The 26,500-nt window shown below is 68.6% G+C and carries 23 protein-coding genes; 4 read left to right on the top strand and 19 right to left on the bottom strand.

Translation table 11 applies throughout. The features are described 5' to 3' along the window. Positions 1-12: 12 nt before the first annotated feature. The 8 genes from ACLHG5_RS12660 to sucC form a co-directional block, all read right to left on the bottom strand. Entirely contained in the window at positions 13-1,818 is a 1,806-nt protein-coding gene (locus tag ACLHG5_RS12660; RefSeq protein ID WP_411317385.1) for an ABC transporter ATP-binding protein, read from the bottom strand. After that, complete coding sequence (locus ACLHG5_RS12665; protein ID WP_411319094.1) at positions 1,815-3,596, bottom strand: ABC transporter ATP-binding protein; 1,782 nt, start codon at positions 3,594-3,596, stop codon at positions 1,815-1,817. Before ACLHG5_RS12665 ends, ACLHG5_RS12660 begins: the two co-directional genes overlap by 4 nt. A gap of 313 nt (positions 3,597-3,909) precedes the next feature. Further along, positions 3,910-5,511 carry a bifunctional phosphoribosylaminoimidazolecarboxamide formyltransferase/IMP cyclohydrolase gene (gene purH, locus ACLHG5_RS12670; protein ID WP_411319052.1) on the bottom strand — a complete coding sequence of 534 codons (1,602 nt, stop codon included), beginning with the start codon at positions 5,509-5,511 and terminating at the stop codon, positions 3,910-3,912. Next, the gene (gene purN, locus ACLHG5_RS12675; RefSeq protein WP_411317383.1) at positions 5,508-6,101 is read right to left on the bottom strand and encodes a phosphoribosylglycinamide formyltransferase; all 594 of its coding nucleotides are present in this window, start codon (positions 6,099-6,101) and stop codon (positions 5,508-5,510) included. The genes purH and purN overlap by 4 nt, the downstream gene beginning before the upstream one ends. 9 nt (positions 6,102-6,110) lie before the next feature. Continuing rightward, positions 6,111-7,583 (bottom strand): DUF6350 family protein, encoded by a 1,473-nt coding sequence (locus tag ACLHG5_RS12680; protein WP_411319053.1) that lies wholly within the window; start codon positions 7,581-7,583, stop codon positions 6,111-6,113. Between the two features lie 97 nt (positions 7,584-7,680). Continuing rightward, entirely contained in the window at positions 7,681-7,908 is a 228-nt protein-coding gene (locus tag ACLHG5_RS12685) for a hypothetical protein (protein WP_411317381.1), read from the bottom strand. Between the two features lie 117 nt (positions 7,909-8,025). Next, positions 8,026-8,913: a succinate--CoA ligase subunit alpha gene (sucD, locus tag ACLHG5_RS12690; protein ID WP_411317380.1), complete on the bottom strand. Its 888-nt coding sequence runs from the start codon at positions 8,911-8,913 to the stop codon at positions 8,026-8,028. A gap of 57 nt (positions 8,914-8,970) precedes the next feature. After that, positions 8,971-10,134, bottom strand: a complete 1,164-nt coding sequence (gene sucC, locus ACLHG5_RS12695) for an ADP-forming succinate--CoA ligase subunit beta (protein WP_411317379.1) — start codon at positions 10,132-10,134, stop codon at positions 8,971-8,973. Between the two features lie 170 nt (positions 10,135-10,304). On the opposite strand from sucC, the gene ACLHG5_RS12700 reads away from it, so the two are divergent. After that, positions 10,305-11,138 carry an oxygenase MpaB family protein gene (locus ACLHG5_RS12700; RefSeq protein WP_411317378.1) on the top strand — a complete coding sequence of 278 codons (834 nt, stop codon included), beginning with the start codon at positions 10,305-10,307 and terminating at the stop codon, positions 11,136-11,138. 20 nt (positions 11,139-11,158) lie between these two features. Here ACLHG5_RS12700 and ACLHG5_RS12705 read toward each other — a convergent pair whose 3' ends face one another. The 6 genes from ACLHG5_RS12705 to ACLHG5_RS12730 all read right to left on the bottom strand — a co-directional run bounded on the left by ACLHG5_RS12705 (position 11,159) and on the right by ACLHG5_RS12730 (position 18,581). Next, complete coding sequence (locus ACLHG5_RS12705; RefSeq protein ID WP_411317377.1) at positions 11,159-11,563, bottom strand: response regulator; 405 nt, start codon at positions 11,561-11,563, stop codon at positions 11,159-11,161. Positions 11,564-11,643: 80 nt separating this feature from the next. Beyond that, positions 11,644-13,413 (bottom strand): ATP-binding protein, encoded by a 1,770-nt coding sequence (locus tag ACLHG5_RS12710; RefSeq protein WP_411319054.1) that lies wholly within the window; start codon positions 13,411-13,413, stop codon positions 11,644-11,646. 8 nt (positions 13,414-13,421) lie between these two features. Then, positions 13,422-13,835, bottom strand: coding sequence for a response regulator transcription factor (locus ACLHG5_RS12715; RefSeq protein ID WP_411319055.1), 414 nt, complete (start codon positions 13,833-13,835; stop codon positions 13,422-13,424). Beyond that, positions 13,825-14,847, bottom strand: a complete 1,023-nt coding sequence (locus ACLHG5_RS12720; protein WP_411317374.1) for a response regulator — start codon at positions 14,845-14,847, stop codon at positions 13,825-13,827. The genes ACLHG5_RS12715 and ACLHG5_RS12720 overlap by 11 nt, the downstream gene beginning before the upstream one ends. 227 nt (positions 14,848-15,074) lie before the next feature. Beyond that, the gene (locus tag ACLHG5_RS12725; protein WP_411319056.1) at positions 15,075-17,510 is read right to left on the bottom strand and encodes an ATP-dependent helicase; all 2,436 of its coding nucleotides are present in this window, start codon (positions 17,508-17,510) and stop codon (positions 15,075-15,077) included. A 33-nt stretch (positions 17,511-17,543) separates the two neighbouring features. Then, entirely contained in the window at positions 17,544-18,581 is a 1,038-nt protein-coding gene (locus ACLHG5_RS12730) for a glycerophosphodiester phosphodiesterase family protein (protein ID WP_411319057.1), read from the bottom strand. A 76-nt stretch (positions 18,582-18,657) separates the two neighbouring features. Between ACLHG5_RS12730 and ACLHG5_RS12735 the strand changes: the two genes are divergently transcribed. Genes ACLHG5_RS12735 through ACLHG5_RS12745 form a run of 3 tightly spaced genes read left to right on the top strand, consistent with a single transcriptional unit; the run spans position 18,658 to position 20,459 of the window. Continuing rightward, positions 18,658-19,017, top strand: a complete 360-nt coding sequence (locus ACLHG5_RS12735; protein WP_411317371.1) for a zinc ribbon domain-containing protein — start codon at positions 18,658-18,660, stop codon at positions 19,015-19,017. A 43-nt stretch (positions 19,018-19,060) separates the two neighbouring features. After that, positions 19,061-19,612: a hypothetical protein gene (locus tag ACLHG5_RS12740; protein WP_411319058.1), complete on the top strand. Its 552-nt coding sequence runs from the start codon at positions 19,061-19,063 to the stop codon at positions 19,610-19,612. A gap of 49 nt (positions 19,613-19,661) precedes the next feature. Next, complete coding sequence (locus ACLHG5_RS12745; RefSeq protein ID WP_411317369.1) at positions 19,662-20,459, top strand: Bax inhibitor-1/YccA family protein; 798 nt, start codon at positions 19,662-19,664, stop codon at positions 20,457-20,459. A 145-nt stretch (positions 20,460-20,604) separates the two neighbouring features. Here ACLHG5_RS12745 and guaA read toward each other — a convergent pair whose 3' ends face one another. From guaA to ACLHG5_RS12770, 5 genes are all read right to left on the bottom strand, one after another. After that, on the bottom strand, positions 20,605-22,179 hold the full coding sequence (guaA, locus tag ACLHG5_RS12750) for a glutamine-hydrolyzing GMP synthase (protein ID WP_411317368.1): 1,575 nt from the start codon (positions 22,177-22,179) through the stop codon (positions 20,605-20,607). Then, the gene (locus ACLHG5_RS12755; protein ID WP_411317367.1) at positions 22,172-22,615 is read right to left on the bottom strand and encodes a DUF3817 domain-containing protein; all 444 of its coding nucleotides are present in this window, start codon (positions 22,613-22,615) and stop codon (positions 22,172-22,174) included. Before ACLHG5_RS12755 ends, guaA begins: the two co-directional genes overlap by 8 nt. Before the next feature lie 4 nt (positions 22,616-22,619). Next, positions 22,620-23,411 (bottom strand): SURF1 family protein, encoded by a 792-nt coding sequence (locus ACLHG5_RS12760; RefSeq protein WP_411319059.1) that lies wholly within the window; start codon positions 23,409-23,411, stop codon positions 22,620-22,622. Positions 23,412-23,576: 165 nt separating this feature from the next. Continuing rightward, complete coding sequence (locus ACLHG5_RS12765) at positions 23,577-25,307, bottom strand: glycerol-3-phosphate dehydrogenase/oxidase (RefSeq protein ID WP_411317365.1); 1,731 nt, start codon at positions 25,305-25,307, stop codon at positions 23,577-23,579. A 52-nt stretch (positions 25,308-25,359) separates the two neighbouring features. Then, on the bottom strand, positions 25,360-26,481 hold the full coding sequence (locus tag ACLHG5_RS12770; protein ID WP_411319060.1) for a GuaB3 family IMP dehydrogenase-related protein: 1,122 nt from the start codon (positions 26,479-26,481) through the stop codon (positions 25,360-25,362). Positions 26,482-26,500: the final 19 nt, after the last annotated feature.

The following is a 26,500-nucleotide window of genomic DNA, read 5'->3' on the forward strand; positions in this document are numbered from 1 at the left end:
CCTCGAGGCCCGCTAGACGAGCGAGTCCCGCCACGCCGCATGCAATTGTGCGAACTTGCCCGTGCCGGCGATGAGGTCAGCGGGTGTGCCGTCTTCGACGATGCGGCCGTGTTCCATGACGAGCACGCGATCGGCGATCGCGACGGTCGAGAGCCGGTGGGCGATGATGATGGCCGTGCGCTCGGCGAGAAGCGTCGTGAGCCCCTCCTGCACGAGTCGCTCGCTCGGGATGTCGAGCGACGCCGTCGCCTCGTCGAGGATGAGCACGACGGGATCGGCGAGGAACGCGCGCGCGAACGAGATGAGCTGGCGCTGCCCGGCCGACACGCGTCCCCCGCGCTTGTTGACGTCGGTGTCGTAGCCGCCGGGCAGCCCCTCGATGAACTCGTGCGCCCCGACAGCTCGAGCCGCCTCGACGATCTGCTCGCGCGTCGCGTCGGGTTTGCCGAGAGCGATGTTGTCGGCGACCGACCCCGAGAAGAGATAGGCCTCTTGCGTGACCATGACGATGGCGCGGCGCAGGTCCTTGGGGTGGAGCGAGGTGAGGTCGACGCCGTCGAGGGACACCGTGCCCTTGCTCGGGTCGTAGAACCTCGAGATGAGTTTGGCGAGCGTGGACTTTCCGGCGCCCGTCGAGCCGACGAGCGCGATCACCTGGCCCGCGGGGATATCGAGATCGAATTCGGGGAGGATCACGGTGTCGCGCTTGTAGGCGAACTCGACCCCCGAGAACGAGACCGCGCCATCCGCTTTCCACAGGTCGACGGGAGTGACGGGATCGGGCACGCTCGGTGTCTCCTCGAGCACTCCCGAGATCTTCTCGAGCGCGGCAGCGGCCGACTGGTAGGAGTTGTAGAACATCGCGATCTCTTGCGCGGGCGCGAAGAACTGCCTCGTGTAGAGGAGTGCCGCGAGGAGGACACCGATCGCGAGCGAGCCGTCGGCGACCCTCAGGCCGCCCACGAGCAGCACGACGGCGAGCGCGACGTTCCCGATGAGCACGAGGCCCGGATCGAAGATGCCGAAGAGGCGGATGACCCGGCTGTTCGAGTCGCGATAGGCCTCGACGTAGCCCGCGAAGTCGTCGGCGTTGCGCTTCTCCTTGCGGAAGGCTTTGACGGCACGGATGCCCGTCATCGTCTCGACGAAGTGCACGATGAGGCGCGCCGACGCGACCCGCGTCTCGCGGAACACGCGCTGCGATCGCACCTGGAACCAGCGCGTGAGAAGCGCGAGCGGAATGAGGAACGCCGCGAGCACGAGCCCGCTCGTGGGGTCGATCAAGACGAGCGCCCCCGCGATGAAGACCATGTAGAGCACGCCCTGCACGAGCTGGTTGATGCCCGAGTCGAGCAGCTCGCGAATCGAGTCGAGGTCGCTCGTCTGGCGGGCGATGATGCGGCCCGATGTGTAACTCTCGTGGAACTCGAGGCTCAACCGCTGCGTGTGCAGGAACACGCGCTTGCGCAAGTCGATGAGGATCGCCTGGCTCACCCGAGCGGCGAGCACGGTGTACCACGCGATGAGCAGCGCGCCGATGACACCCGTGCCGAGGTAGGCGCCCACCGCGAACCCGAGCGGCATCCACTCGCCGTCGATGATGCCGGGGAGCCCGGCGTCGATCCCGTAGGCGATGAGAGCGGGGCCGGCCACCTGGGCGGCCGAGCTGACCGAGACCACGAGCATCGTGAGCACGACGCGCGCCGTGAGCGGACGCAGTAGCGACCCGAGCAGGCGAAGGGATCGCCTCCGGATCTGGCGGCTCTCGGCCTTCGTGAAGTCGTCGCGCTCTTCACCCTCGACACCCCGCACACTCATGAGAGGGCCCCTCTCGTGTTGGGTGCGGCGGTGTCGTGCAGAACATCGGGCAGGGGGCCGGGCGCGGGGTCGGGCACGGTGTCGGGCCCGGGGTCTGGCATCGCCGCGGCTGCTTCCTCGTCGAGGCTCGAGATGACGAACCGGTAGTGGTCGTTGGTCGCGAGCAAGTGCGAGTGCGTGCCGACCGCCGTGACCCTGCCCCTCTCGAGCAGGGCGACGCGATCGGCGAGCATGACCGTCGAGGGGCGGTGGGCCACGATGAGGCCCGTCGTCGAGGCGAGCACGCGGCGCAGCGCCGCTTCGACGAGGGCTTCGGTGTCGACGTCGAGAGCCGAGAGGGGGTCGTCGAGCACGAGCACCTCGGGTCGGGCCGCGACAGCGCGCGCGAGGGCGAGACGCTGGCGCTGCCCTCCCGAGAGGCTCAGCCCCTCCTCGCCGACGAGGGTCTCGACACCGTGGGGGAGGTCGTGCACGAAGGCCGCCTGCGCGATGTCGAGCGCTTCGGCGAGATCGGCGTCGCTCGCCTCGGGCCGACCGAGGAGCACGTTGTCTCTCACCGAGGCCGAGAAGAGGATGGCGTCTTCGAACGCCATGGCGATGTGCCTGCGCAGATCGTGGCGCGTGAGATGCCGGATGTCGACCCCATCGAGGGTGATGCGCCCCGCCGTCACGTCGTAGAGCCGTGTCGAGAGTGCCGTGAGCGTCGACTTGCCCGAGCCCGTGAGCCCGACGAGAGCCATCGTCTCTCCGGGTTCGAGAGCGAGATCGATGCCGTCGAGGAGGTCGGGAAACTGCGCGGGCGAATCCTGGTAGCGGAAGTGCACGCCCTCGAACACGAGTCGGCCCTCAGGGTCGTCGATGACCACGGGAGACTCGGGGTCGGTGATGGTGTTCTCCTGATCCATGACCTCGAAGAAGCGATCGGCCGCGGTGCGTGCGTCGAACGTCATCGCGAGCAGGTAGCCGATCGACTCGACGGGAAAGCGCAAGACCGTGGCCGTCGCGAAGAAGGCGACGAGCTCACCGACGCTCAGCTGGCCGTCCGCGGCGAGGAGCACCCCGCCGAAGAGCGAGAGCGCGAACGTCACGTCGGGAACGAGGAGCAGCCACAGCCAGATGCCCGCGACGGCGCGGGCCTTCTCGATCTCGGTGCCGCGGAGGTCCTCCGCCTGGTTCACGAAGTTGCGCAGCGCGTGACCGCCGCGCCCGAACGCCTTGAGCACCCGGATTCCGTGCACCGACTCCTCGACGGATGTCGCGAGATCCCCCGCCTGGTCTTGGCTCCGTCGAGACACGACCGAGTACTTCTTCTCGAACACGTAGCCGTAGATCCACATCGGCACGGAGCACACCATGAAGAGCACGCCGAGCATCCAGTTGATCGAGATCAGGAACACGAATCCGACGACGATCGTCGCGATGTTGACGACGAGCAGCACGAGCCCGAACGACATCCAGCGGCGGATGATGTTGAGGTCGCTCACCGCTCGCGAGAGCAGTTGCCCGCTCGCCCACCGATCGTGGAACGACACGGGGAGGTCTTGGAGTTTCTCGTAGAACGCGTTGCGCATCCCCGCCTCGACCCTCGTGCCGGGCTGCAGCACGAACCACCGGCGCAGCCAGATCATCACGGCCTCGATGACGCCGAGCGCGAGAACGACGAGCACGGGAACCCAGATCTCACTCGAATCGCCGTCTTGCAGGGGACCGTCGACGAGAGACCTCAGCACCTGCGGGATCGCGAGGGCGACGAGCGCGGCGAGGAGCGCGGAGACCATTCCGAGGTAGATGCGCGGGAGGGCCGACTTCGCGTAGGGGTAGAGACGGAGGATCGAAGCGAACGTGCTGGGTTTCTTGACTGGCGTAGACACGGTGTTCCTTGGTCGCGCATCGCTGCGGCGCGAGACGGTGTCGAGGGGATTGTCGGGGCGGAGGACGAGAGCCACGGTCTCGGCTCGACGGAGCCTTCCAGATTATGCCGTCACACAGAGCGAAGGCAAGAGAAAGCTCATGTTCGTTCGAGGGCGCAGTCGAGGCGCCGAGCCGGGTCGATCCCGCGGGCTCGGGATCGGTCTCGTGGCGCGGCGCGGCCTAGTGGTAGAAGTGACGCTCGCCGGTGAAGTACATCGCGACTCCCGCTCGGGTCGCCGCCTCGATGACCTCCTCGTCGCGCACGGAGCCTCCCGGCTGTACGACCGCCGTGACCCCCGCCGCGAGCAGGATCTCGAGGCCGTCGGCGAAGGGGAAGAAGGCGTCGGATGCCGCGACCGAACCGGATGCGCGGTCTCCGGCACGATCGACCGCGAGGCGGCACGAGTCGACGCGGTTGACCTGCCCCATGCCGACTCCGACCGATGCTCCCGCGTGCGCGAGCAGGATCGCGTTGGACTTGACCGATCGCACCGCTCGCCACGCGAACTCGAGGTCGGCGAGCGTCGACTCGTCGACGGACGACCCGGCGACGAGCGACCATCCGTTGCTCGAGAAGTCGTCGAACGTGTCGGGTTCCTGCACGAGTAGCCCGCCGGAGATCTGGCGGAACTCGCGTGCGTCTCGCGCGTAGCCCTCCGGCAGGGTCAACAGTCGGATGTTCTTCTTGGAGCGGAGGACGTCGAGAGCCTCGGGCTCGAAACCCGGAGCGATGACGACCTCGGTGAAGATGTCCTTGACCTGCTCGGCCATCGCGAGCGTGACCGGACGGTTGGCCGCGATGACCCCGCCGAACGCCGAGACGGGGTCGCACTCGTGGGCACGCATGTGCGCCGAAGCGATCGCATCGCCCGCGCCGTGGCTGACCGCGATACCGCACGGTTGGGCATGTTTGATGATCGCGACCGCGGGCTCGTCGAAGTCGTAGGCCGCGCGCACGGCGCCGTCGGCATCGACGTAGTTGTTGTACGACATCTCTTTGCCGTGCAGTTGCTCGGCACGAGCGACACCGGGCAGGTCTCTCGTGTAGAGCGCCGCCCGCTGGTGCGAGTTCTCGCCGTACCTCAGCACGCTCGAGAGCTCGTAGGTCGCCGCCACGGTGTCGGGGAAGATCGCGGGTTCGGCGACGTCCGCGACGATCTGGTCGGCGAAGAAGCGCGCGACCGCCCGGTCGTACTGCGCCGTGTGGGCGAATGCCTCGGCGGCGAGCATGCGACGCAGCGCGAGGTCGGTTCCCCCGGCGCGCAGCGCGGCAACGACGTCGGGGTAGCGCGAGGGCGAGACGACGATCGCGACGTTCGCGTGGTTCTTCGCCGAGGCCCGCACCATCGCGGGGCCACCGATGTCGATCTGCTCGACGGCGGCGTCGCCCGTGATGCCCGCCTCGATCGTCTCGACGAACGGGTAGAGGTTGACGATGACGAGCTCGAACGGCGAGATCCCCAGTTCGGCGAGCTGCTGCTCGTGGGCGGAGAGCCGGAGGTCCGCGAGGATGCCCGCGTGGATCGCCGGGTGGAGGGTCTTGACGCGACCGTCGAGCGCCTCGGCGAAACCGGTGACGTCGCTCACTTGCGTGACGGGGTGCCCCGCGGCCGCGATCGTGCTCGCGGTGGAACCCGTCGACACGATCTCGACGCCCGCATCGACGAGGGCGGCGGCGAGTTCGAGGAGCCCCGACTTGTCGCTCACCGAGACGAGGGCACGTCGTGCCGTGACGGTGTCGCGCTCGCGATAATCGGCGGGATCGTGTGTGGCTGCGCTCATGACTGAGATCGCTCCTCGAGGTCGATGGTTCCGTTGGCGATGTCGAGCACGACCGAGACGAGCAATCGACGCTCGACGATCTTGATGCGGTCGTGCAGAGTTGATTCGGTGTCGCCGTCGAGCACGTCGACGCGCTCGCGGGCGAGGATCGGGCCGCTGTCGACACCGCGATCGACGATGATCACACTCGCGCCGGTTCGGTCGACCCCGGCGGCGAGGGCATCCCGCACGCCGTGAGCTCCGGGGAACTCGGGGAGGTATGCCGGGTGCGTGTTGATGAGCTTCGGCGCGAGGGAGTCGACCACGCGCTCGGGCAGGAGCCTCATGAACCCGCTCAGAATGACGAGGTCGGGGTTCCACACCGAGAGGTTCTCAAGGAGGGCGTCGCCCCACTCGTCGCGACTGTCGTAGTTCGAGAAGGGAACGGTGAAGGTCGGGATGCCGAACGACTCACCGTGGGCGAGGCCCTCGGCGTCGCGGTCCGCCCCGATGGCGACGACTCGCGCCGGGTATTCCGCGTCATGGGTCGCCTCGAGGAGAGAGCGGAGGTTGGAGCCGGCACCCGAGATCAAGACGACGAGTGAGAGCACCGGTGAAGCCTATCGCGCGCCCGGTCGCGGCTCGCGCTCGGGCTCGGGCTCGGGCTCGTGCTCGGCGCCCGCCGCGCTGTCGGCACCCGCCGCGCTGTCGGCACCCGCCGCGCTGTCGACGCCCGCCTCCCGGCCACCGCGCTCGGCGACCGCGTCGGTCACACGGTCTGTCACGCGGTCGGAGAGCGCGCGCACATCCACTCCTCCGATGACGAGCGCGAGTATCGCGGGAACAGCGATCTCGAGGGCTCCCCACCCTCCGACGGTGAGCCAGTGCGGCCCCACCTCGACGAGGCGGCCGGGGCCCGCCGATCCGGATGCGAGACCCGAGAGCAGCGCGAGGATGACGCCGCCGATCGCTCCGATCGCCGCGCCCGCGGCCGCGAGCACCCATCGGGACTCGGACAGCACGGAGACGAGCCTGCGTCGCGCGAGGGCCGCGGCGACGAACGCCGCGACGACGGGGACGAGGAGTCCGACGAACGAGAACTCCCCCGCCGACTCCGGCACCGCACCGAGCATGGGGATCGCGGGTACGGGCCCCAGGGCGGTCGCGAGGGGGCTCACCGTCGAACCGCTGCCGATCGCGAACCCGGGACCGATGAACCAGCTCGCCGCCCAGACCACGAGGTTGGGAAGCGCGGCGAGCTGACCGATCGTGAGTGCTGCCCCGCCGAGGTACCCCGACTGCACGGCCTCGTAGAGCCCGATGATCTGGCCGTAGCTCGTCGCGAGGAGCACCGCGACCGCGACCGCGGAGACGGCCAGGATGCTCGCGACGACGACGACGGCCACCGCGGCGAGACTGCCCACCGCCCGCCTGAGCCGGAGGGGGATCATCGAATCGAGCCAGGTGCGGATGTCTGCGCCCATCGCCGCAGTGCGGGCAGCCATGAGCGACGCGGCAGGCGCAGCGCCGGCAGGAGCAGCGCCGGTAGACACAGACGCGGCCGATGCAGACCCGGCAGGAGCGGGCGCGGGCATCGCGCGCGTCGAACCGATCACGGTGCCGACGACGAACACGAGCGCGGGCAACAGGATGCCCTGCCACAGCACGGGCACCGCCGCGGAGGTCGTCGCCGAGAGGGTCGCCGCGGCGGAGAGCACAGCGACCGTCGTGACCGAGACGATGTGTCCGGTGAGCCGGTGCGGCGTCTCACCGATGCGACGGCCCGCCCGAACGGCGAGGAGGAGGGTGACGAGCGCGAATCCGAGGAGGGCCACCGTGACGGTGAACCCGTCTGCGGCACCCGGGAGCCCCGAGGCCGCGGCGACAGCGGGATCGAGAGCGAACGCGACGTCGACACCGTGGCCGATGAGCCACACATCGACCGCGGCACGCCAGAACACGATCCAGTCGACCTGGAGCCCGTATTCGAACGCCCACATGAGCGTGAGCGGCGCGAGGGTGATGCCGATGCCGACACCGACGACGAGGAGCGCCTCGAGGGCGGCGAAGAGGGCGGTGAGCGGACGATTCATACGCGAAGGACACTACCCGCGGGAGCGGCCGCCGGAGTCGCGCCTCGCGCAGTGCGGGGCAACCCCGGACGATCGATCCGCGGGGGCGGAGCCACTCCTACTCGTCGGGGCTGAAGTTGTAGCTCCACGCCGACTTGCCGCCGCCGTGGCTGCCGCCTCCGGTGCTCACGTAGCGCGCCCTCACCTCGTCGACCTCGAATTCGATCGAGGCGTTGAGGCCCCCCTCCGACACGACCGTGCCGGTTTTGCCGTCGAGGGGGCCTCCGAAGAGGCAGACGCGATACTTCTCCCCCGCGGCGGGCAGTTCTGGTCGAGATCCGGTCATGACTTCATCTCCCTATTCGAGTGTGCACCCCGCGGGGCGCTCTCGCTATACCTACTGCGCTTGCCGTGCCGGGAGCGGAGTCACCCGGACTCCGCCCCCGTTGCTACCGTGTCGGGCTCAGAGGCTCGCGAAGAGCTCCCGCATGAGTGAGGCGGTCTCGGACGGCGTCTTGCCGACCTTGACCCCCGCTGCCTCGAGCGCCTCTTTCTTGCCCTGTGCTGTGCCTGCGCCGTCGGAGACGATCGCGCCCGCGTGACCCATGGTCTTACCCTCGGGTGCCGTGAAACCGGCGACGTAGGCGACGACCGGCTTCGTGACGTTGGCCTGGATGAATTCGGCCGCGCGCTCCTCGGCATCGCCACCGATCTCACCGATCATGACGATCGCTTTGGTGTCGGGGTCGGCCTCGAACGCCGCGAGCGCGTCGATGTGCGTCGTGCCGATGATGGGGTCTCCACCGATGCCGATCGCCGTCGAGAAACCGAGGTCGCGGAGCTCGAACATCATCTGGTACGTGAGGGTTCCCGACTTCGACACGAGTCCGATCGGGCCGGCGTCGGTGATCGTCGCGGGGATGATGCCCGCATTCGACTTGCCCGGGCTGATGACTCCGGGGCAGTTCGGGCCGATGATGCGCGTCGTGTTGCCCTTCGCCTTGGCGTGGGCCCAGAACTGCGCCGAGTCGTGGATCGGGATGCCCTCGGTGATGACGATCGCGAGAGCGATCTCGGCGTCGACCGCTTCGATGACGGCGCCCTTGGCGAACGCCGGAGGCACGAAGATGACTGAGACGTTCGCGCCGGTCTCGGCCATCGCGTCGGCGACCGAGCCGAAGATCGGGAGGGTGTGACCCTCGATCTCGACGGTCGTGCCGGCCTTGCGCGGGTTCACGCCACCGACGATGTTCGAGCCGGATGCGAGCATCCGCCCCGCGTGCTTCGTGCCCTCGGACCCGGTGAGGCCCTGGACGATGATCTTGGAGTTCTCGTCGAGGAAGATCGACATGTCTAATCCTTTCCGGTCGCGCGTGCGACCGACTTCGAGGCGCTCGCGCGCGGGGGGTTACGCGTGGGCGAGCTCGGCGGCCTTGTCGGCCGCTTCGTCCATGGTGTCGACGACGGTCACGAGGGGGTGCGCGGCATCCGCGAGGATGCGGCGGCCCTCGACGACGTTGTTGCCGTCGAGTCGCACGACGAGGGGCTTCGTCGCGCTGTCACCGAGAGTGGCGAGGGCGCCGACGATGCCGTTCGCGACGGCGTCGCACGCCGTGATGCCGCCGAAGACGTTGACGAACACGCTCTTGACCTGGGGGTCGCCGAGGATGACGTCGAGGCCCGCGGCCATGACCTCGGCCGATGCTCCGCCGCCGATGTCGAGGAAGTTCGCCGGCTTCACGTTGCCGTGCTTCTCACCCGCATAGCTCACGACGTCGAGGGTCGACATGACGAGCCCCGCGCCGTTGCCGATGATGCCGACCTCGCCGTCGAGCTTGACGTAGTTGAGGTTCGACGCCTTGGCCTTGGCCTCGAGGGGGTCCTCCGCATCGGTGTCGACGAGGGCAGCGTGGTTCTCGTGACGGAACTCGGCGTTCTCGTCGAGGGTCACCTTGCCGTCGAGGGCGACGATGTCGCCCGCGCCCGTGAGCACGAGCGGGTTGACCTCGACGAGGGTCGCGTCCTCGCCGACGAAGACGTCGTAGAGCTTCACGATGACGGGGGCGATCTTCGGCACGAGTTCCTCGGGGAACTTCGCGGCGACGGCGATCTCGGTCGCCGTGTCGAGGTCGATGCCCGCGGACGGGTCGACCTCGATGCGCGCGAGCGCCTCGGGGCGTTCGACGGCGAGGATCTCGATCTCGACGCCACCCTCGTAGCTCGCGAGGGAGAGGAACGAGCGGTTCGCCCGGTCGAGGAGCACCGAGAAGTAGAACTCCTGCGTGATGTCGGCGCCCGCCGCGACCATGACGCGCTTGACGACGTGGCCCTTGATGTCGAGACCGAAGATGGCCTTCGATACCTCGGCCGCGTCGTCGGGGGTGTGGGCGACCTTCACGCCCCCCGCCTTGCCGCGGCCACCGATCTTCACCTGGGCCTTGACGACGACGGTGCCACCGAGCTTCTCTGCCGCGGCACGCACCTCCTCGGGGCTGTCGGCGATGATGCCGGCGAGAACGGGAACGCCGTAGGACTCGAATACGTCCCTGGCCTGGTACTCGAAAAGATCCACGCTGTTTGTCCAATCCGCGGGTCGGTTGTGGGGGATGCGACCCCGATCTCGGTCGAGATATCTCGACGTCGAGAGAAACGGGCCATCAATCACTCTACCCCTCCCCCGTGTCGAGCCAGCGGGCGTCGGGCCTCGGGCACGGACGGATGCGCGCGAGCTAGCGTGGATGCATGGTCAGATCGTCAGCCCCCCGGCGCCTCGTCGACATCGGGGCCGAAGGAGCGCTGCTCGCGGGCGGCGGGCGGGCCGTTCTCCTCCAACTGGCGCACCCGGCGATCGGTGCCGCGATCGCCGACCACAGTGATTTCGCCTCTCGGCCGACCCACCGCCTCGAGCAGACCCTCACGTTCGTCTACGCGCTCGTCTACGGCACAGACGATCAGGCGGCGGCGGTCACGCGACTCGTGAACGGCAGACACGCTGGCGTGGTCTCGGCCCCCGACAGTTCGACCGCCGATGGCGCGGGCAGCGGCGCATCCGTTCGCTACGACGCCAACGATCCGCACCTGCAGCTCTGGGTCGCCGCGACCCTCTACGACACGGCCGTGCTCGTGCACGACCGCCTCATCGGCAGGCTCGACGACACCGAACGCGACGCCATCTACGCCGACTACGCGATCGTGGGGACCGCGCTCCGGGTTCCCGCGGGCTTCTGGCCGGCCGACCGAGCCGCGTTCGCCGACTACTGGCAGCGGGTATCGAGCGGGCTCAGCGTCGACGACCGCGTTCGCGAGGTCGCCCACACCCTGCTTCATCCGCCGACGGGTCCGTTGTGGCTCCGCCTGGGAATGCCGCTCGCGAGACTCGTGACCGCGGGCCTGCTCGACGATCACCTCCGCAGAGAGTTCGCGCTCCCCTGGTCGGAGCGACGGCGGAGACGGTTCGACGTCGCGATGCGGGTGTTGGGCGCCCTCCAGCGCGTTCTGCCCCGCCGCGTGCGCGAGTGGCCTCGAGACCTCCTGCTGTCACGCCTCGATCGCACCGCGCGCGGCGGGGCGCACTGACCGGGTCGGGTCGGCTCGACTCAGGGCGTCTGCCACCGGTCGACGCACCGCTCGAGCACGTCCCGCACCCGGGCGCGCGACACGGGTTTGACGAGCGACGCTTCCGCACACGGATACTGCTCGGGGTCGAGCACCGACGTGATGGCCACGGGACACCCCGGGAGGTCGGCCCGGATGCGGGCCGTGAGATCCCACCCGGTCATGCCCGGGAGCAGGAGATCGACGACGGCGAGATCGACGCCGGCCCCGACCGTCGAATAGAGCTCGATGGCCGCTTCGGCCGACTCCGCGTCGATGACCCGACACCCGTGCCTCTCGAAGAGACGCCGCAGCAGAAGGCGCTGATCGTCGCTGTCCTCGACGACGAGAACGGTCACGGGCTCGCGAGAGACCTCGTCGGTCGCGATCGTCGTGCCCTGCGACATCCGAGCCCCCCGGCCTAGTAGACGGCTAACCCTACGCACTCCTCGACGACCGGATCACACCAGGGCACCCCCAGTGCGGGTCAGACGGCGAGGTGCTGACGCTCGTCCGCGCGCACAGACTCGGTGACGGGGAGCGAGAGGGTGAAGGTCGTCCCCTCGCCGACGACGCTCGAGACACCGACGGAGCCCCCGTGCGCGGTCGCGATCGCCCGAGTGATCACGAGACCGAGGCCGACGCCGGGCACGGCGTTCTTCGTCGCGGTCGACGCCCGGAAGAACGGGGTGAAGAGCCTGTCGAGTTCGGCCGGAGGGATGCCGATGCCCGAATCGGTCACGGTCACCGCGGCGGCACCGTCTGCCGCGATCGCGAGGCCCGCTGTGACGGTCCCCCCGCGGGGCGTGAACTTGATGGCGTTCGACAGGAGGTTGTCGAATGCCTGACCGAGCCTGCCCGAGTCGCCGTCGACGAGAGGGGCGGACGCCGCGTCGGAGATCGATTCGGTGAGTGTCACACCCGCGGCCGCCGCTGCGGGCGTGGCGGATTCGATCGACGCCCGCACGATCGGCGCGAGACTCTCCACCGCGCGATTCAGGGCGAACGAGCCCGATTCGACTTGAGCGGTGAACAGCAGATCGCCGACAAGCGACAGGAGCCGGTGCGCGTTCCGCTCGGCGACACCGAGGTATTGCAGCTGGGTCGGCGTGAGCTCGGTGCCCTCGTCGTCGTCGCGCAAGAGCTCGAGGTAGCCGAGGATCGAGCTCAGCGGCGTTCTCAACTCGTGCGAGATGAGGCCGACGAACTTGTCCTTGAGTTTCGCGACCTCGCGTTCCCTCGTCATGTCGGCGGCGACGAAGAGGTAACCGACCGTCTCCCCGTCGGAGTTCATCCTGCGCGTGACGCTCAACGCGACGGGGATGGTCGAACCGTCGGGGCGCACGTATGTCCAGTCGCGCGTGTCGGCGCTTCCCGTGCGCGCGAGTTCGACGAGAGCGGTGAAGCCCGAATCGACGCCCGCGACCCCGACGGGATGCTCGAGCGTGCGAGCCCGCTCCTGAAGCTCGGTGAGCACGTGGAACTCGACCACGTGCCGGCGGTCGACCACCTCGGCGGCGCGCACTCCCAGCATCCGCTCCGATCCGCTGTTGAGCATCTCGATGGTGCCGCGCGTGTCGGTGCCGATGATCGATTGCTCGGTCACGGCGTCCCAGACGCCCCGGAGCACGCGCTCCGCCTCGAGCACGTCGGCGTGCGCCCGTTCGATCGTCGCGACCTGGCCGACCGCGGCATCGAGCAACTGCTCGCGCTCGTTCGCGAGAGCGCGGAGCTGCGTGAGTTGCGATCGGTTCTGCAGGGTGAGCTCGTTGATGACGACGGCCGCGATCGCGAGGATGAACGGAGCGGCAACGGCACCCGCGGGAATGCTGCCGTTTGGCGCCTGGATCTGTTCGATCATCGGGGGGATGAGCAGAGCGATCGCCGACCCGATCGCCGCGTAGACGACGTTGCGGCGGCCGGCCTCGGCCGCGAACCAGATGAGCGGCAGAACCGCGAGCGAGGCGAAGATCGCGGATCGCTCCTCCGACGCGTATCTCAGTGCTCCGAGCGCCACGAAGTCGCACGCGGGAACGAGAAGGGCCCAGTTGCGTCGACGCGGCTTCGCCGTGAACACGCCGGCGAGAATCGTCGCGACGACGATCATCACGAGGCCGAAGGTCTTGCTGCCTGGGTGCATGACCTCCCAGTTCGGCAGGTACAGGCTGAACGAGCTGATGAAGAGGAACAGAACGGTGATGGGAACCTGGCGCACGATCGGAGACGCGTCGAGGAACGAGGGGAGCCACCTCCTCAATCGAGCCTTCACGACACCAGCCCCGACGGCGCGGCCACGGCGACCAGTTTCTCGATGAGCACGCGCGGGCTGAACGGCTTGATGAGGTAGTCGTCGGCCCCGGCGGCCCACCCCTCGGCGTGGGACTCACTGTCGACCCCCGCCGAGATGAGCACGATGTGCACGGGCGCGAGGGAGAGGTCCGCGCGGATGCGCCGAGACACCTCGAGGCCCGTCATCCCCGGCATCGCGACGTCGAGGAGCACGATGTCGGGGCGGTGCTCGACGACAGCCGACCACGCGGATTCCCCGTCGGCGACCGCCGCCACGAGTTCGAGACCCGCTCGGGCCACGGTGATCGAGACGAGGTCGCGCAGGTCGTCGTCGTCATCCGCGATGATCACGCGCGTCGCACCCGCTCCGGTCGCGGCACTACCCGACATCGACGGAGTCCCGCACGATCTCGAGAGGTTCGCACGCGCCGCCCGCCCCGAACCGCGACCAGTACCGCGCCGTCGCGATCACGAGGTCGGGGTCGAGGGAGGCGGGGCGCTCCCCGCTCGCGGCGAAGCACGCGAGCATCGACAGTTTTGCCTCGGTGACGTCGTCGATCGACACGAAGCGGTTGGGACGGAAGTCCACGGTCGCCGTGGGGCTCTGATAGCACGCGACCGTGCGCGCAGCACCGGTATCGACGGAGGATGTCGCACTGCGCGCCGCCTCGGAGACCGCGCGGCGATCGCCGTCGCGATCGTTCGCGCTCGGGAGGTACACGATGGTCGGCGTCACGTCGGCGAGCACTCGCGAGATGATCGCGGCGTTGTGCTCGACACTCGCAACCTCGGAGTCGCGCTGGTCCTCGAGGATGAGCACGGCTCCGATCGTCGCGGCGGCAGCCGAGCCCTCCGCCCACGCGGTCGCGATGCCCCCCTCTCGACGCCCGCCCGAGAGCGTCAGCACGGTGACATGATCTCCGGCCGCGCGGTGAGCCGCGAGGATGCCCCCGACACCGATCCCCACGTCGTCGGGGTGGGCTCCGATCGCGAGAACGGTCTCGGGTGCCCGGGCGGCGGCGGCGGCTCGGGACTCCTCGGCGAGGCGCGTGACGATCGACACGAGGTCGGCCGACGACACGGGCTTGTTCACGAACTCGTCGACTCTGTTGCGGAGGGCCGTCACCGCGTAGTCGACCGACACGTGCGCGGTCATGACGACGATCGGGGTGCCCGGTTGCTCGTCTCTGATGTGTTCGACGAGGTCGAGGCCCGACATCCCGGGCATCTCGATGTCGGTGATGACGACGTCCGGTCGCAGCTCGCGCACGGCGGCGCGCGCCTCGCGCGGATCGGTGACGGCGATGACGGTGCAGCCGAGTCGCTTCTCGAGCACCGTGGCGGTGTAGTTCGCCACGTCGACGTCGTCTTCGATGACGACGACACGATAATTCTCCGCCATTGTGCCCCCCGGCCGACCAGTGGCCACAGACAGCCGCAGAGGCCCACCCTACCGAGCGGGCGGTCGCCCCCGGCCTATCTCGGCGCCCCCAGTGCGGGTGACGACGCCAGCGCGCTAGAGCTTCTCGATGGCATGTCGCGCAGCGAGATGAGACAGGTGGACGAAGCTCGCTAGAGCTTCTCGAGCGGCATCTCGCGCAGCGAGATGAGACCGGTGGGCGAAGCTCGCTAGAGCTTCTCGATCGGGCTTATTTTGATGAGCAACCGCTTGCGACCCGCGGTGTCGAACTGCACTTCGGCGACGCTCTTGGTGCCGCTTCCCGACACGGAACTCACGCGCCCGTCGCCGAAGTCGACGTGCCGGATGCGATCGCCGGGGGCGAGCGTGAGGTCGCCGTTGTCGCGCACGGTGTTGGTGACTCCGCTCGTCCACTCGGTCTTCGGTTTGCCGGCGTTGCGTGCCGCGCGCGCGAGGGCCGTCGCGCTCGGTCCGCCCGAGGAGATCGAGTAGTCGGATGCTCCACCGAGGCTCGCGCGCCCGGCCGAACCTCGGTTGGCGTTGAGGGCGCGGGACTGCGTGCCGCCGCGGCTCGTCGCCATCCCGGGCGACTGTCGCCAGTCGATGAGTTCGACGGGGATCTCCTGCAGGTAGCGGCTCGGCATGGCGACGCTCACCTCGCCGAACTGGGCTCGCGTCATCGCGAGCGAGAGGTAGAGGCGCCGGCGCGCGCGGGTGATCCCCACGTAGAAGAGGCGCCGCTCCTCGGCGGGGCCGCCGGGCTCGCCCGCCGACATCCGGTGCGGCAAAAGGTCTTCTTCCACGCCCGCGAGGAAGACCGCCTCGTATTCGAGCCCCTTGGCGGTGTGCAGGGTCATGAGCGAGACCGTTCCGCTCGAGTCGTCGAGGTCGTCGGCCGCGGCGACGAGCGAGGTCTCGGTGAGGAAGTCGATGAGGGTGCCGTCGGGGTTGTTCTTGTTGAACTCCTTGGTCACGGCGACGAGTTCTTCGACGTTCTCGGCACGCGCCTCGTCTTGCGGGTCGCGGCTCGCGCGCAGTGCTTCGACGAAACCTGTCTTGGTGAGCAGGGCGGTGAGGATGTCGGCGACCGGCGCCGGGCGGCCCGCACCCTCGGGCGGATCGACCGTCGCGCCGACCTCGTCGAGCACGGCGCTGAGGGCGAGGATCGCGTTCGTGACCTTGGGTCCGAGGCCGAGTTGGGCCGCCGACCTCATGGCGTCGCGCAGCGTGACACCGTTCTTGTCGGCGTGGCTCTGCAGAGCGGCTTCGGTCGCGGGCCCGATGCCGCGCTTGGGCGTGTTCATGATGCGGCGGAGCGCGAGAGGGTCGGCGGGGTTGGCCACGGCGATGAGGTAGCCGAAAGCGTCTTTGATCTCCGCGCGCTCGTAGAACTTGGTGCCGCCGAGCACCCGGTATGGCAGCGCCGAGCGGATGAACACCTCTTCGAGCGCTCGCGTCTGCGCGTTGGTGCGGTAGAACACCGCGATGTCCCGATACTCGACGCCCTGGGTGTGCAGCTCGGTGATCTCGTCGGCGATGAACTGCGCTTCGTCGTGCTGGCTGTAGCCCGTGAAACCGACGATCTTCTCGCCGTCTCCGACCGTCGTGAAGAGCTTCTTGTCTTTGCGATCGAAGTTGTTCGAGATCACGGCGTTGGCCGCGCTCAAGATGATCTGCGTCGAGCGATAGTTCTGCTCGAGCAACACGACCTTCGCCCCGGGATAGTCGCGTTCGAACTCGACGATGTTGCGGATGTCTGCCCCGCGGAACGCGTAGATCGACTGATCCGAGTCGCCCACGACCGTGAGCGACGCCGGCGGCAGTTCTTTCGTCGGATCACGCAGGAGCGCGCCGTCGAAGCCGACCGCGTTTTCGAGGAGGTCGGTGCGCGGCGGCCGGGTGAGCTCGCGGATGAGGGCGTACTGCGCGTGGTTCGTGTCTTGGTACTCGTCGACGAGGATGTGCCGGAAGCGACGCTGGTAGAGCGCGGCCACGTGGGGGAAGGCGCGGAACAGGTAGACGGTCTGACCGATGAGGTCGTCGAAGTCGAACGCGTTCGCGCTCGAGAGGCTGCGGGTGTACTGCCGGAAGATCTCGAGGAACATGCGCTCGGCGGGGTCGTCGATGTTGACTCCGCGCGAGTAGGTCTCGACGTCTTGCAGTTCGTTCTTGAGCTTCGAGATGCGGCCGGACGCCGAACTCACGGTGATGCCGAACGTGTCGGCGTCGAGGTCTTTGATGATCCGCTTGAGCAGCGCACGGCTGTCAGCGGAGTCGTAGATCGTGAAGTTCTTCGAGAAACCGAAGTGTTCGGCCTCGCGCCGCAGGATGCGCACGCACGCGGAGTGGAACGTCGAGATCCACATGCCTTCGGCGGCCCCGCCGACGAGGTGCTGCACGCGCTCGCGCATCTCGGCCGCGGCCTTGTTCGTGAAGGTGATCGCGAGGATCTGGCTCGGCCACGCTTCGCGGGATTCGAGGAGCCCCGCGACCCGGCGCGTGAGAACGCTCGTCTTGCCCGACCCCGCCCCCGCGACGATGAGGAGCGCTTCGCCCCGGTATTCGACGGCTTCGCGCTGCTGCGGGTTGAGCCCCTCGACGAGAGGGGACGACGAGGGCTCGGCGGGATCGAGGATGAAGGTCATTTCCCCCGATTCTAAACGCGGCCACCGACCTTGCTACGCCGTCGGGAGCCCGTCGGTGCGCTGCCGCCTCGCCGTCCTCGCGGCGAGCGCGAGGTCGGGGTGGTCGGCGAAGACCCCGTCGACCCCCGTGCCCAGCACGGCGTCGAACTCGCGCTCCCACTCGCCGGTGTCGTGGGGGTCACCCCCGGGCCGACGATTCGCCGGGGCGAGAAACCGGTTCTCGATGCGCAGGGTCCACGTGTAGACGGCGAGACCGACGGCGTGTGCGCGCGCCACGATGTCCGCCCCGACCGTTCGCCCCGACTCATCCGTTCTCAGGAGCACGCGCTTGTCGACGCTCACGCCGTCTGCCCACGTCGCGAGTTCGCGGAGACCGTCGTCCGTGAGCGCGTCGGCGTAGGTCGACGTCGGGCGGTCGACCGGAGACCCCGTCGCCTCGACCAGAAAGACGAGGCGCACACCCGCCGATCGCATCGGCTCGCGCTCGAGCACGCTCGCCTCGAAGCTCTCGACCGTGATGGCCGCACGATCCGCGGGGGTGGCGGCGGTGAGGGCCGCGACGAAGAGCGCCCCGAGGTCGAACCCGAGATCGGCGAAGTGGCTCGCGTGCTTCAGTTCGGCGACGAGGGCGACCCCCGTGCCGTCGAGGATGTCGAACACCTCCTCGAGTCGCAGAATCGGCTCGCGGTCGTTCCACACGACGTTCGCGGGCCGCAGCGCGGGGAGACGCTCACGAGCGCGGAGGGTCGTGAGCTCCGCCCACGTGAAGTCTTCGGTGAACCACCCCGTGACCTCGACACCGTCGATGGTCGTGGTGCGGTGGCGACTCGCGAACTCCGGATGCTCCGCGACATCCGTCGTTCCCGAGATCTCGTTCTCGTGGCGGACGACGAGCACACCGTCGCGACTGACCACGAGGTCCGGTTCGACCGCGTCGCAGCCCTGCGCGATCGCGAGCTCGAACGCGCTCCGCGTGTGTTCGGGGCGGTATCCGCTCGCCCCGCGATGCGCGATGACGAGCGGGCTGCCCGGTGAGGGGCGCGGCGAGGCGGGCGGCGGGAGCGACGTCACACCGCAACGGTACGCGAGGGGTCGCACGGGAGGGCACCGCGAGGGAAGGCACCTGGCGAATTGGTACCCTGCAGCCATGACCACGTGCACGAATTGCGCCGCGGAGCTCTCCCCGCGGTGGAAATTCTGCATCCACTGCGGAACGCCGGTCGTGCGCTCCGAGGCAGCAGCGCCCCCGGCCACCCCGCTTCCGGTGACCCCACCCCCCGTGATCCCGCCCGCGGTGCGCCCGGCCGATCTCGCCGCGCCGCCGAGCACCGACCACCCCGCGGTGGACCACCGATTCGACGACCCTCTCGACGAGGATCCCGAGGCCGATGCGACCGCGCCGACCGAGCGCCGCATCGATGTGCTCATCGCACTCAGCGCCCTGCTCGCCCTCGGCGGCATCGCCCTCGTCGTCACGATGGTGATCGTCCTCGGCGGTCGCGAGTGAGCAGGGTCCACATCTCCCGCCAACGCACGAGGCGGTTTCGCGAGTGAGCGACGCCGTGCGACGGAACGAAACCTGGACCGAGCCCACCCGCAACCTCCCGCTGCGGTTCGGCTCGCACCCCGGGCGACTCGCCGTGACAGTGGCCCTGCTGATCACGGGAGGCATCGCCCTGCAGTTCGCGTCGGCGTACACCCTCGGTCTGCTCTTCTGGGGGGTCGTCGGAAGCGCCGCGGCATGGATCGTGGTTCCCGCCCGAGGGTGGCGCCGTGCGATCGCTCTCGGCCCCGGTGTCTTCGGAGTCGCCTCGCTTCTCGCGGGAGCCGCATCCGGGGCCCTCATCGGCCTCACCCTCGCCGCGTGGCTCCTCGTGCGCGAGCGTCGGGCCGTCACCTACGTTCTCGTCTGCGTGCCCGTCGCCGTCGCGGTGACCCTCGCGCAGTTCTTCCCCGACTACGGGTGGGGTTTCGTGGTCGCACCGATCCTCGGGGCGACCGTCGTCGGCTGCGCGTGGGCGGCCCGTTCGCTCACAGCGGCGGCGGCGCGGCGCGATTCGGCGTTCGCCCAGCCCGACGCGAGCCGTTCTCCCCTAAAATAGAGCGACGAGGGTTCTTCATCGGGCTCTCCCCACAGCGAAAGAGGAATCGATGGCTTCGTCCAACCCAGCTTTCACCAACTCCCCGGCGTTCTCCAACAAACCGGGAACGTCCGCCCAGCTCTTCCAGCCCCAGGCTGCAGCGACGCTGTCGGCGGGTCAGCTCGACGACCTGTACAACCGCCCGTCGGCCGGCCCCAGCGAGACCGACCGGATGACCTACGAAGACACGATCGTCAAGACCGTCGTGTCGTTCGGCATCCTGCTCGTCGGCGCAGCGATCGGGTGGATCTTCCCGGTCCTCGCGATCCCCGCGGCGATCGCCGGATTCGTGCTCGCGCTCGTCAACATCTTCAAGAAGAAGCCGTCGCCCGCGCTCATCCTCACCTATGCCGCAGCGCAGGGAGTCTTCGTCGGAGGCATCTCGAACATCTTCGAGACGGCCTACAACGGCGTCGTGCCGCAGGCGATCCTCGGAACCCTCGTGGTCGTCGGTGTCGTTCTCGCGCTCTTCACGAGCGGAAAGATCCGCGCCTCGAAGAAAGCAACGAAGGTCTTCATCGTCGCGATGGTCGGCTACCTCGTGTTCTCGCTCCTTAACCTCGGTCTCACCGCGTTCGGTGTGCTCGACGGTTTCGGTCTGCGTGAGGGACCGTTCGGCGTGATCATCGGCATCTTCGTGATCCTCCTCGCGTCGTACTCGCTCGTGCTCGACTTTGACACCGTCAAGACCGGCGTCGAGCGTGGCGCGCCCCGCGTCTTCGGATGGTCGGCCGCCTTCGGCATCATGGTCACCGTCGTGTGGCTCTACGTCGAGATCCTCCGACTGCTCGCGATCTTCCGCGAGTAATCCCCCTCGTCAACACCACGAGCGAAGGCCGCCCCTCGGGGCGGCCTTCGTCGTACACCGCCCCCGCCCCCGAAAGAACGCAATTTCCGCGAGGGTACGCCGGATCCGGCATCCGCTCGCGGAAATTACGTACAGTCGGTGGGGGCTATTCCCACTCGATGGTTCCCGGGGGCTTCGACGTGACATCGAGCACGACGCGGTTCACGCCGGGCACCTCGTTGGTGATGCGGTTCGAGATCGTCGCGAGCACGTCGTAGGGCAACCTCGTCCAGTCGGCCGTCATGGCGTCCTCCGACGACACGGGGCGCAACACGATCGGGTGACCGTAGGTGCGACCGTCACCCTGCACTCCGACCGAGCGCACGTCGGCGAGAAGAACCACGGGGCACTGCCAGATCTCCTGGTCGAGGCCCGCGGCGCTGAGCTCGGCACGGGCGATCGCGTCCGCCTTGCGGAGCAACTCGAGGCGATCACGCGTGACCTCCCCGACGATGCGGATGCCGAGGCCCGGCCCGGGGAACGGCTGGCGCGAGACGATGACCTCGGGCAGGCCGAGCTCGCGTCCGATGGCCCGCACCTCGTCTTTGAAGAGCGCGCGAAGCGGCTCGACGAGCTCGAACTTGAGGTCTTCGGGCAAGCCACCGACGTTGTGGTGGCTCTTGATGTTGGCGGTCCCGCTGCCGCCCCCGCTCTCCACGACATCCGGATACAGGGTGCCCTGCACGAGGTACTTGATGCTCTCGCCCTCGGCCTTCGCCTCGAGCACGAGCGCCTCCGCCGCGTTCTCGAACGTGCGGATGAACTCGCGCCCGATGATCTTGCGCTTCTGCTCGGGGTCACTCACTCCCGCGAGCGCATCGAGGAACTGGTCGACGGCGTCGACGGTCACGAGACGCACGCCCGTCGAGGCGACGTAGTCCTCCTCGACCTGACGCCGTTCGTCCTGACGCAGGAGGCCGTGGTCGACGAAGATGCACACGAGCTGGTCGCCGACCGCCTCGTGCACGATCGCCGCGGCGACCGCGGAGTCGACGCCCCCGGAGAGGCCGCAGATGACCCTGCCGGTTCCGACCTGCTCGCGGATGCGGGCCACCTGCTCGGCGATGACGTTGCCGCTGTTCCAATCGGCGGGGATGCCCGCGGCACGGTGCAGGAAGTTCTCGAGCACGTTCTGGCCGTGGGTCGAGTGCTTGACCTCGGGGTGCCACTGCACTCCGTAGAGCCGACGCTCGTCGCTCGCGAACGCCGCGACGGGAGTGGATGCACTCGATGCGAGCACCTCGAACCCCTCGGGTGCTTTCGCGACCGAGTCACCGTGGCTCATCCACGTGGTCTGGTCGGCGGGCTGCCCGCCGAGCAGGCTGCTGTCGCCGCCCGTGAGTGTCACCGCGGTCGACCCGTACTCGCGCAGCCCCGTGTTGGCGACCTCGCCACCGAGCTGCTGCGCCATGACCTGGAATCCGTAGCAGATGCCCAGCACCGGGATGCCGAGCTCGAGGATGCCGGGGTCGAGGGTCGGCGACCCGGGCTCGTAGACGCTCGACGGCCCCCCGCTCAAGACGATCCCGGCGGGGGCCATCGCCGCGACCTCTGCCGAGGTGATGGTGTGGGGCACGATCTCCGAGTAGACGTTCGCCTCGCGCACGCGTCTCGCGATGAGCTGAGCGTATTGTGCGCCGAAGTCGACGACGAGCACGGGTTTCTGTTCGGTCTCACTCAACGGGGGCCTCCACTCGGCTCGCGGCCTGTTCGATCTCGTCGAGCTGCGCGGTCGCGCGCCTCGTGATGAAGTGTTCGACGATGAACGACAGCAGGGGCACGACGCCGCCGAGGGCGATCGTGATGAAGTAACTGAACGGCCACCTCATGAGACTCCACAGGCGGAAGTCGGCGAAGAGGTAGACGACATACATCCACCCGTGGGCGATGAGGATGGCGCTCGAGAGGTTGAACGCGGTCACCGTGTCGACGGGCACGAGGGCGAAGAACCCGCCGGGCCCACCGAGCTCCATCTCGAGCTGCAGGGGCGTGTACTTGAAGATCATCTCGAAGATGAGCAGGAGGAGGAAGAAGCCCGTGATGTAGGCGGTGACCCGGTAGAACTTCAGGGCCTTCCGTATCCGGGGAACGTCGGACGCTTTGGGCTTCAAGGGCATGCGGTCAGTTTACCGGCGCACGCTGGGCCGACGGTGCGACGTCGAGGTCGGCCTCCTCCTCGGCGGCGAGTTCCTGCTCCCGCTCGTGGGCGTCGCGCACGAGGCGGTACCACATGAAGACCGCGAACCCCGCGAAGATGACCCACTCGGCCGCGTAGAACACGTTGAGCCAGTTGATCTGCACGTCGCTCGAAGGCGGCGGCGCGTCGATGGCCTCGAGACCGGCGGGTGGGTCGAACGTGACGACGTAGCCGCTGTAGGTGCCGCCGGCCGCGACATCCCACAGGTTCACGAAAGCCGAGGGTGCCATCGTCGACGTGAGTCCGCTTGTGAGGTCGCCGTCTTGGGGCCCCTCCCCGGGGAGATATCGCCCGACCACGGTTCCCGCCGAGGGGGCTGATCGCACGACCGCCTCCGCGTCGTCGAGAGTCGCCGCCCAGCCGAGTGCGACCGACACCGACGCTCTGCTCGATTCTGAACCGTCCGTGACGAGATGGCCGACGACCCAGTATCCGAGTTCGCCGTCGTTGACACGGTTGTCGAGAACGAGGAAGTCCGACTCGACGAACTCGCCGTCGACCGAGACCTGCTGACCGTCGACGTCTTCGCGGAATCCGGTCTGCGGCTGGGCGACCTCGGCGAGTGGCCGGACGTTCTCGGATGCCTGCTCCGCATCCCCCTCGGATGCCACACTCTGGGCGAACTGCCACTGCCCGAGCGCGGCGAAGGCCGACGCGATCGCGAGGGCGAGCACGAGGAGCGCGATCCAGCGGGGACGACGAGCGACGCTCCACACGGCGGAACTCCCGTTCTCGGCTCACGCCGTTCTACCTGTCACCCCTCGCGGGCACTCGTGATCATTGTCGCGCACGACACTGAGGGAGTGCTCCAGTCGAGCCGGCCCGACGCGCAGGCCGACGACGCAGGCCCGACGGCTCCGACCCGTGCAGCCCCGCTCCGATCAGCGCGAGGCGATGATGTCGGGAGCCGCGAGCCTCACGCGGTCGGCCGACTCGTCGTCGGGCTGAGTCTGGCTCTCGATCTCGGCCGAAACCCTCTTGAGGTAGTTGCCGACCTCGTTCTCGATGCGTTCGGCGTCCCAACCGTGAACCCGTGCCATGAGCTCGGCCGCGACGGGAGCTGCGGAGACACCGCGATCCCACGCCTCGATCGAGATGCGTGTGCGTCTGGCGAGCACATCCTCGAGGTGCAGGGCGCCCTCGTGCGACGCGGCGTAGACCACTTCGGCACCGATGTAGTCGTCGGCTCCCGGCAGAGCCTCCCCGAGGGAGGGGTCCTCGCGGATGATGTCGAGCAGCTCGTCGGTCAGCGTTCCGTAGCGGTTGAGCAAGTGCTCGATGCGCACCTTGTGCACGCCGAAGGCCCTCGCGATCTTCGCGCGTTTGTTCCACGCGGCGTGATAGCCCTCGGCCCCGAGGAGCGCGATGTCTTCGGTCGTCGATGCGGGCACGTTCGCGTCGAGCGCGGCGACCGCCTCGTCGATGGCGTCTTGCGCCATGATGCGGTAGGTCGTCCACTTGCCGCCGGCGACGACGACGAGCCCGGGCACGGTGTGCGCGACGAGGTGCTCGCGCGAGAGCTTCGAGGTCTGGTCGGACTCCCCCGCGAGGAGCGGGCGGAGGCCGGCGTAGACACCCTCGACGTCGTCGCGCGTGAGTGGCACCGCGAGCACCGAGTTGACGTGCTCGAGGATGTAGTCGATGTCTGCCGCGGTCGCCGCGGGGTGGGCCTTGTCGAGATTCCAGTCGGTGTCGGTCGTTCCGATGAGCCAGTGGCGACCCCACGGGATGACGAAGAGCACGCTCTTCTCGGTGCGCAGCAGCAGACCGAGCTTCGACTGGAAGCGGTCGCGCGGCACGACGAGGTGCACGCCCTTCGACGCGCGCACCTTGAACTGGCCCCGCTCCCCCACCATCGACTGCGTGTCGTCGGTCCACACTCCCGTGGCGTTGACCACTTGCTTCGCGCGGATCTCGAACTTCTCGCCCGTCTCGAGGTCGTGCGCATGCACTCCCACGACGCGCTGGCCGACCTTGACGAACCCTTCGACCCGCACGCGGGAGGCGACGTGGGCGCCGTAGAACGACGCCGTGCGCGCGAGGGTCGACACGTAGCGCGCGTCGTCGACCTGGGCGTCGTAGTAGGTGATGCCGCCGACGAGAGCGTCATTGGCGATGCTCGGCGAGAGCCTCTGCACTTGACGCTTCGTGAGGTGGCGGTGGTGCGGAACACCGGGAGGGCGGCCGCCGCTGTAGCTCAGGATGTCGTAGAGGAGCATTCCGGCGCCGATGTAGCAGCGCTCGATGACGCGCTTCTTGAGCGGGTAGAGAAAGCGCACGGGCTTGACGAGGTGCGGGGCGAGCCGCTGCAGGAGCAGGCCGCGCTCCTTGAGGGCTTCGCGCACGAGACGGAAGTCGAGCTGCTCGAGGTAGCGGATGCCCCCGTGCACGAGTTTCGACGACCGGCTCGATGTTCCGCTCGACCAGTCCCTCGCCTCGACCATGCCGACGCGCAGACCGCGAGTGACCGCGTCGAGGGCGGCCCCGGTGCCGACGATGCCGCCACCGACCACGAGGATGTCGAGCTCTTTGGTCTTGAGGGCCGCGATCGCGGCATCCCGCTCGTCCGGTCCGAGCTTCGACGACCGAGTCACTGTCTTGAGCGTGGCCATTATTGCCTCCCGGTTCTCGAGGTCGGCCACCGTGGCCGGCCCTCAGTCAACGCTAACCGGCGCTGTACGGAGCGACAACAACCTCGACCCGCTGGAACTCCTTGATGTCGGAGTAGCCGGTCGTCGCCATCGATCTCTTGAGTGCGCCGACGAGGTTCACTGTGCCATCGGCGACTGTGGATGGGCCGAACAGCACGCTCTCGAGCGGCGCCGCCTGGCCGACCGCGACACGGTGGCCGCGGGGCAGTTCGCCGTGGTGGGATTCGGCTCCCCAGTGCCAGCCTCCGCCGGGGGCGTCGGTCGCGCGGGCGAGGGTCGATCCGAGCATGACCGCGTCGGCCCCCATCGAGAACGCCTTCGCGATGTCGCCGGATGTTCCGAGGCCGCCGTCGGCGATGACGTGAACGTAGCGGCCGCCCGACTCGTCCATGTAGTCGCGACGGGCGCCCGCGACATCCGCGAGCGCCGTGGCCATGGGAGCGTGGATGCCGAGAGACTTGCGCGTCGTCGACGCCGCACCTCCCCCGAACCCGACGAGCACGCCCGCGGCGCCCGTGCGCATGAGGTGGAGGGCGGGCGTGTAGCCTGCCGCGCCACCGACGATCACGGGGACGTCGAGCTCGTAGATGAACTTCTTGAGGTTGAGCGGCTCCTGGTTCTGGGAAACGTGCTCGGCACTCACGGTGGTGCCTCGGATGACGAAGAGGTCGACACCCGCCGCGACGACGGTCTCGTAGAGCTCCTGGGTGCGCTGCGGGGAGAGCGCCCCCGCGACCGTCACTCCGGCCGCACGGATCTCGGCGAGGCGAGCCGTCACGAGCTCGGGCTTGATCGGCTCCGAGTAGATGGCCTGCATGCGCTTCGTCGCCTCGGCGCTGTCGAGGGAGCGGATCTCCTCGAGCACGGGCTCCGGGTTCTCGTACCGGGTCCAGACGCCCTCGAGGTCGAGCACGCCGAGACCGCCGTGGCGACCCATCGCGATGGCTGTCGCGGGCGAGACGACCGAGTCCATCGGGGCGGCGAGGAAGGGGATGTCGAACTGGTAGGCGTCGATCGACCACGAGACCGAGACGTCTTGAGGGTCGCGGGTCCGGCGACTCGGGACGATGGCGATGTCGTCGAATGCGTAGGCCCTGCGGGCGCGCTTTGCGCGGCCGATCTCGATGTCACTCACCCCGCCAGCCTACCGGGCG

Origin of the sequence: Marisediminicola sp. LYQ85, from assembly GCF_046600695.1 — a bacterium.
Lineage (GTDB): Bacteria > Actinomycetota > Actinomycetes > Actinomycetales > Microbacteriaceae > Marisediminicola.

Bases quoted from the DNA above. Each gene is read 5' to 3' on its own strand.
- ACLHG5_RS12705 (WP_411317377.1), bottom strand. From the start codon at position 11,563: ATGTCGCAGGGCACGACGATCGCGACCGACGAGGTCTCTCGCGAGCCC.
- ACLHG5_RS12725 (WP_411319056.1), bottom strand. From the start codon at position 17,510: ATGACCTTCATCCTCGATCCCGCCGAGCCCTCGTCGTCCCCTCTCGTC.
- ACLHG5_RS12660 (WP_411317385.1), bottom strand. From the start codon at position 1,818: ATGAGTGTGCGGGGTGTCGAGGGTGAAGAGCGCGACGACTTCACGAAG.
- purH (WP_411319052.1), bottom strand. From the start codon at position 5,511: ATGAGCGCAGCCACACACGATCCCGCCGATTATCGCGAGCGCGACACC.
- ACLHG5_RS12745 (WP_411317369.1), top strand. From the start codon at position 19,662: ATGGCTTCGTCCAACCCAGCTTTCACCAACTCCCCGGCGTTCTCCAAC.
- sucD (WP_411317380.1), bottom strand. From the start codon at position 8,913: ATGTCGATCTTCCTCGACGAGAACTCCAAGATCATCGTCCAGGGCCTC.
- ACLHG5_RS12700 (WP_411317378.1), top strand. From the start codon at position 10,305: ATGGTCAGATCGTCAGCCCCCCGGCGCCTCGTCGACATCGGGGCCGAA.
- ACLHG5_RS12735 (WP_411317371.1), top strand. From the start codon at position 18,658: ATGACCACGTGCACGAATTGCGCCGCGGAGCTCTCCCCGCGGTGGAAA.
- ACLHG5_RS12665 (WP_411319094.1), bottom strand. From the start codon at position 3,596: ATGGTCTCCGCGCTCCTCGCCGCGCTCGTCGCCCTCGCGATCCCGCAG.
- ACLHG5_RS12680 (WP_411319053.1), bottom strand. From the start codon at position 7,583: ATGAATCGTCCGCTCACCGCCCTCTTCGCCGCCCTCGAGGCGCTCCTC.
- ACLHG5_RS12755 (WP_411317367.1), bottom strand. From the start codon at position 22,615: ATGCCCTTGAAGCCCAAAGCGTCCGACGTTCCCCGGATACGGAAGGCC.
- ACLHG5_RS12720 (WP_411317374.1), bottom strand. From the start codon at position 14,847: ATGGCGGAGAATTATCGTGTCGTCGTCATCGAAGACGACGTCGACGTG.
- ACLHG5_RS12765 (WP_411317365.1), bottom strand. From the start codon at position 25,307: ATGGCCACGCTCAAGACAGTGACTCGGTCGTCGAAGCTCGGACCGGAC.
- ACLHG5_RS12715 (WP_411319055.1), bottom strand. From the start codon at position 13,835: ATGTCGGGTAGTGCCGCGACCGGAGCGGGTGCGACGCGCGTGATCATC.
- ACLHG5_RS12685 (WP_411317381.1), bottom strand. From the start codon at position 7,908: ATGACCGGATCTCGACCAGAACTGCCCGCCGCGGGGGAGAAGTATCGC.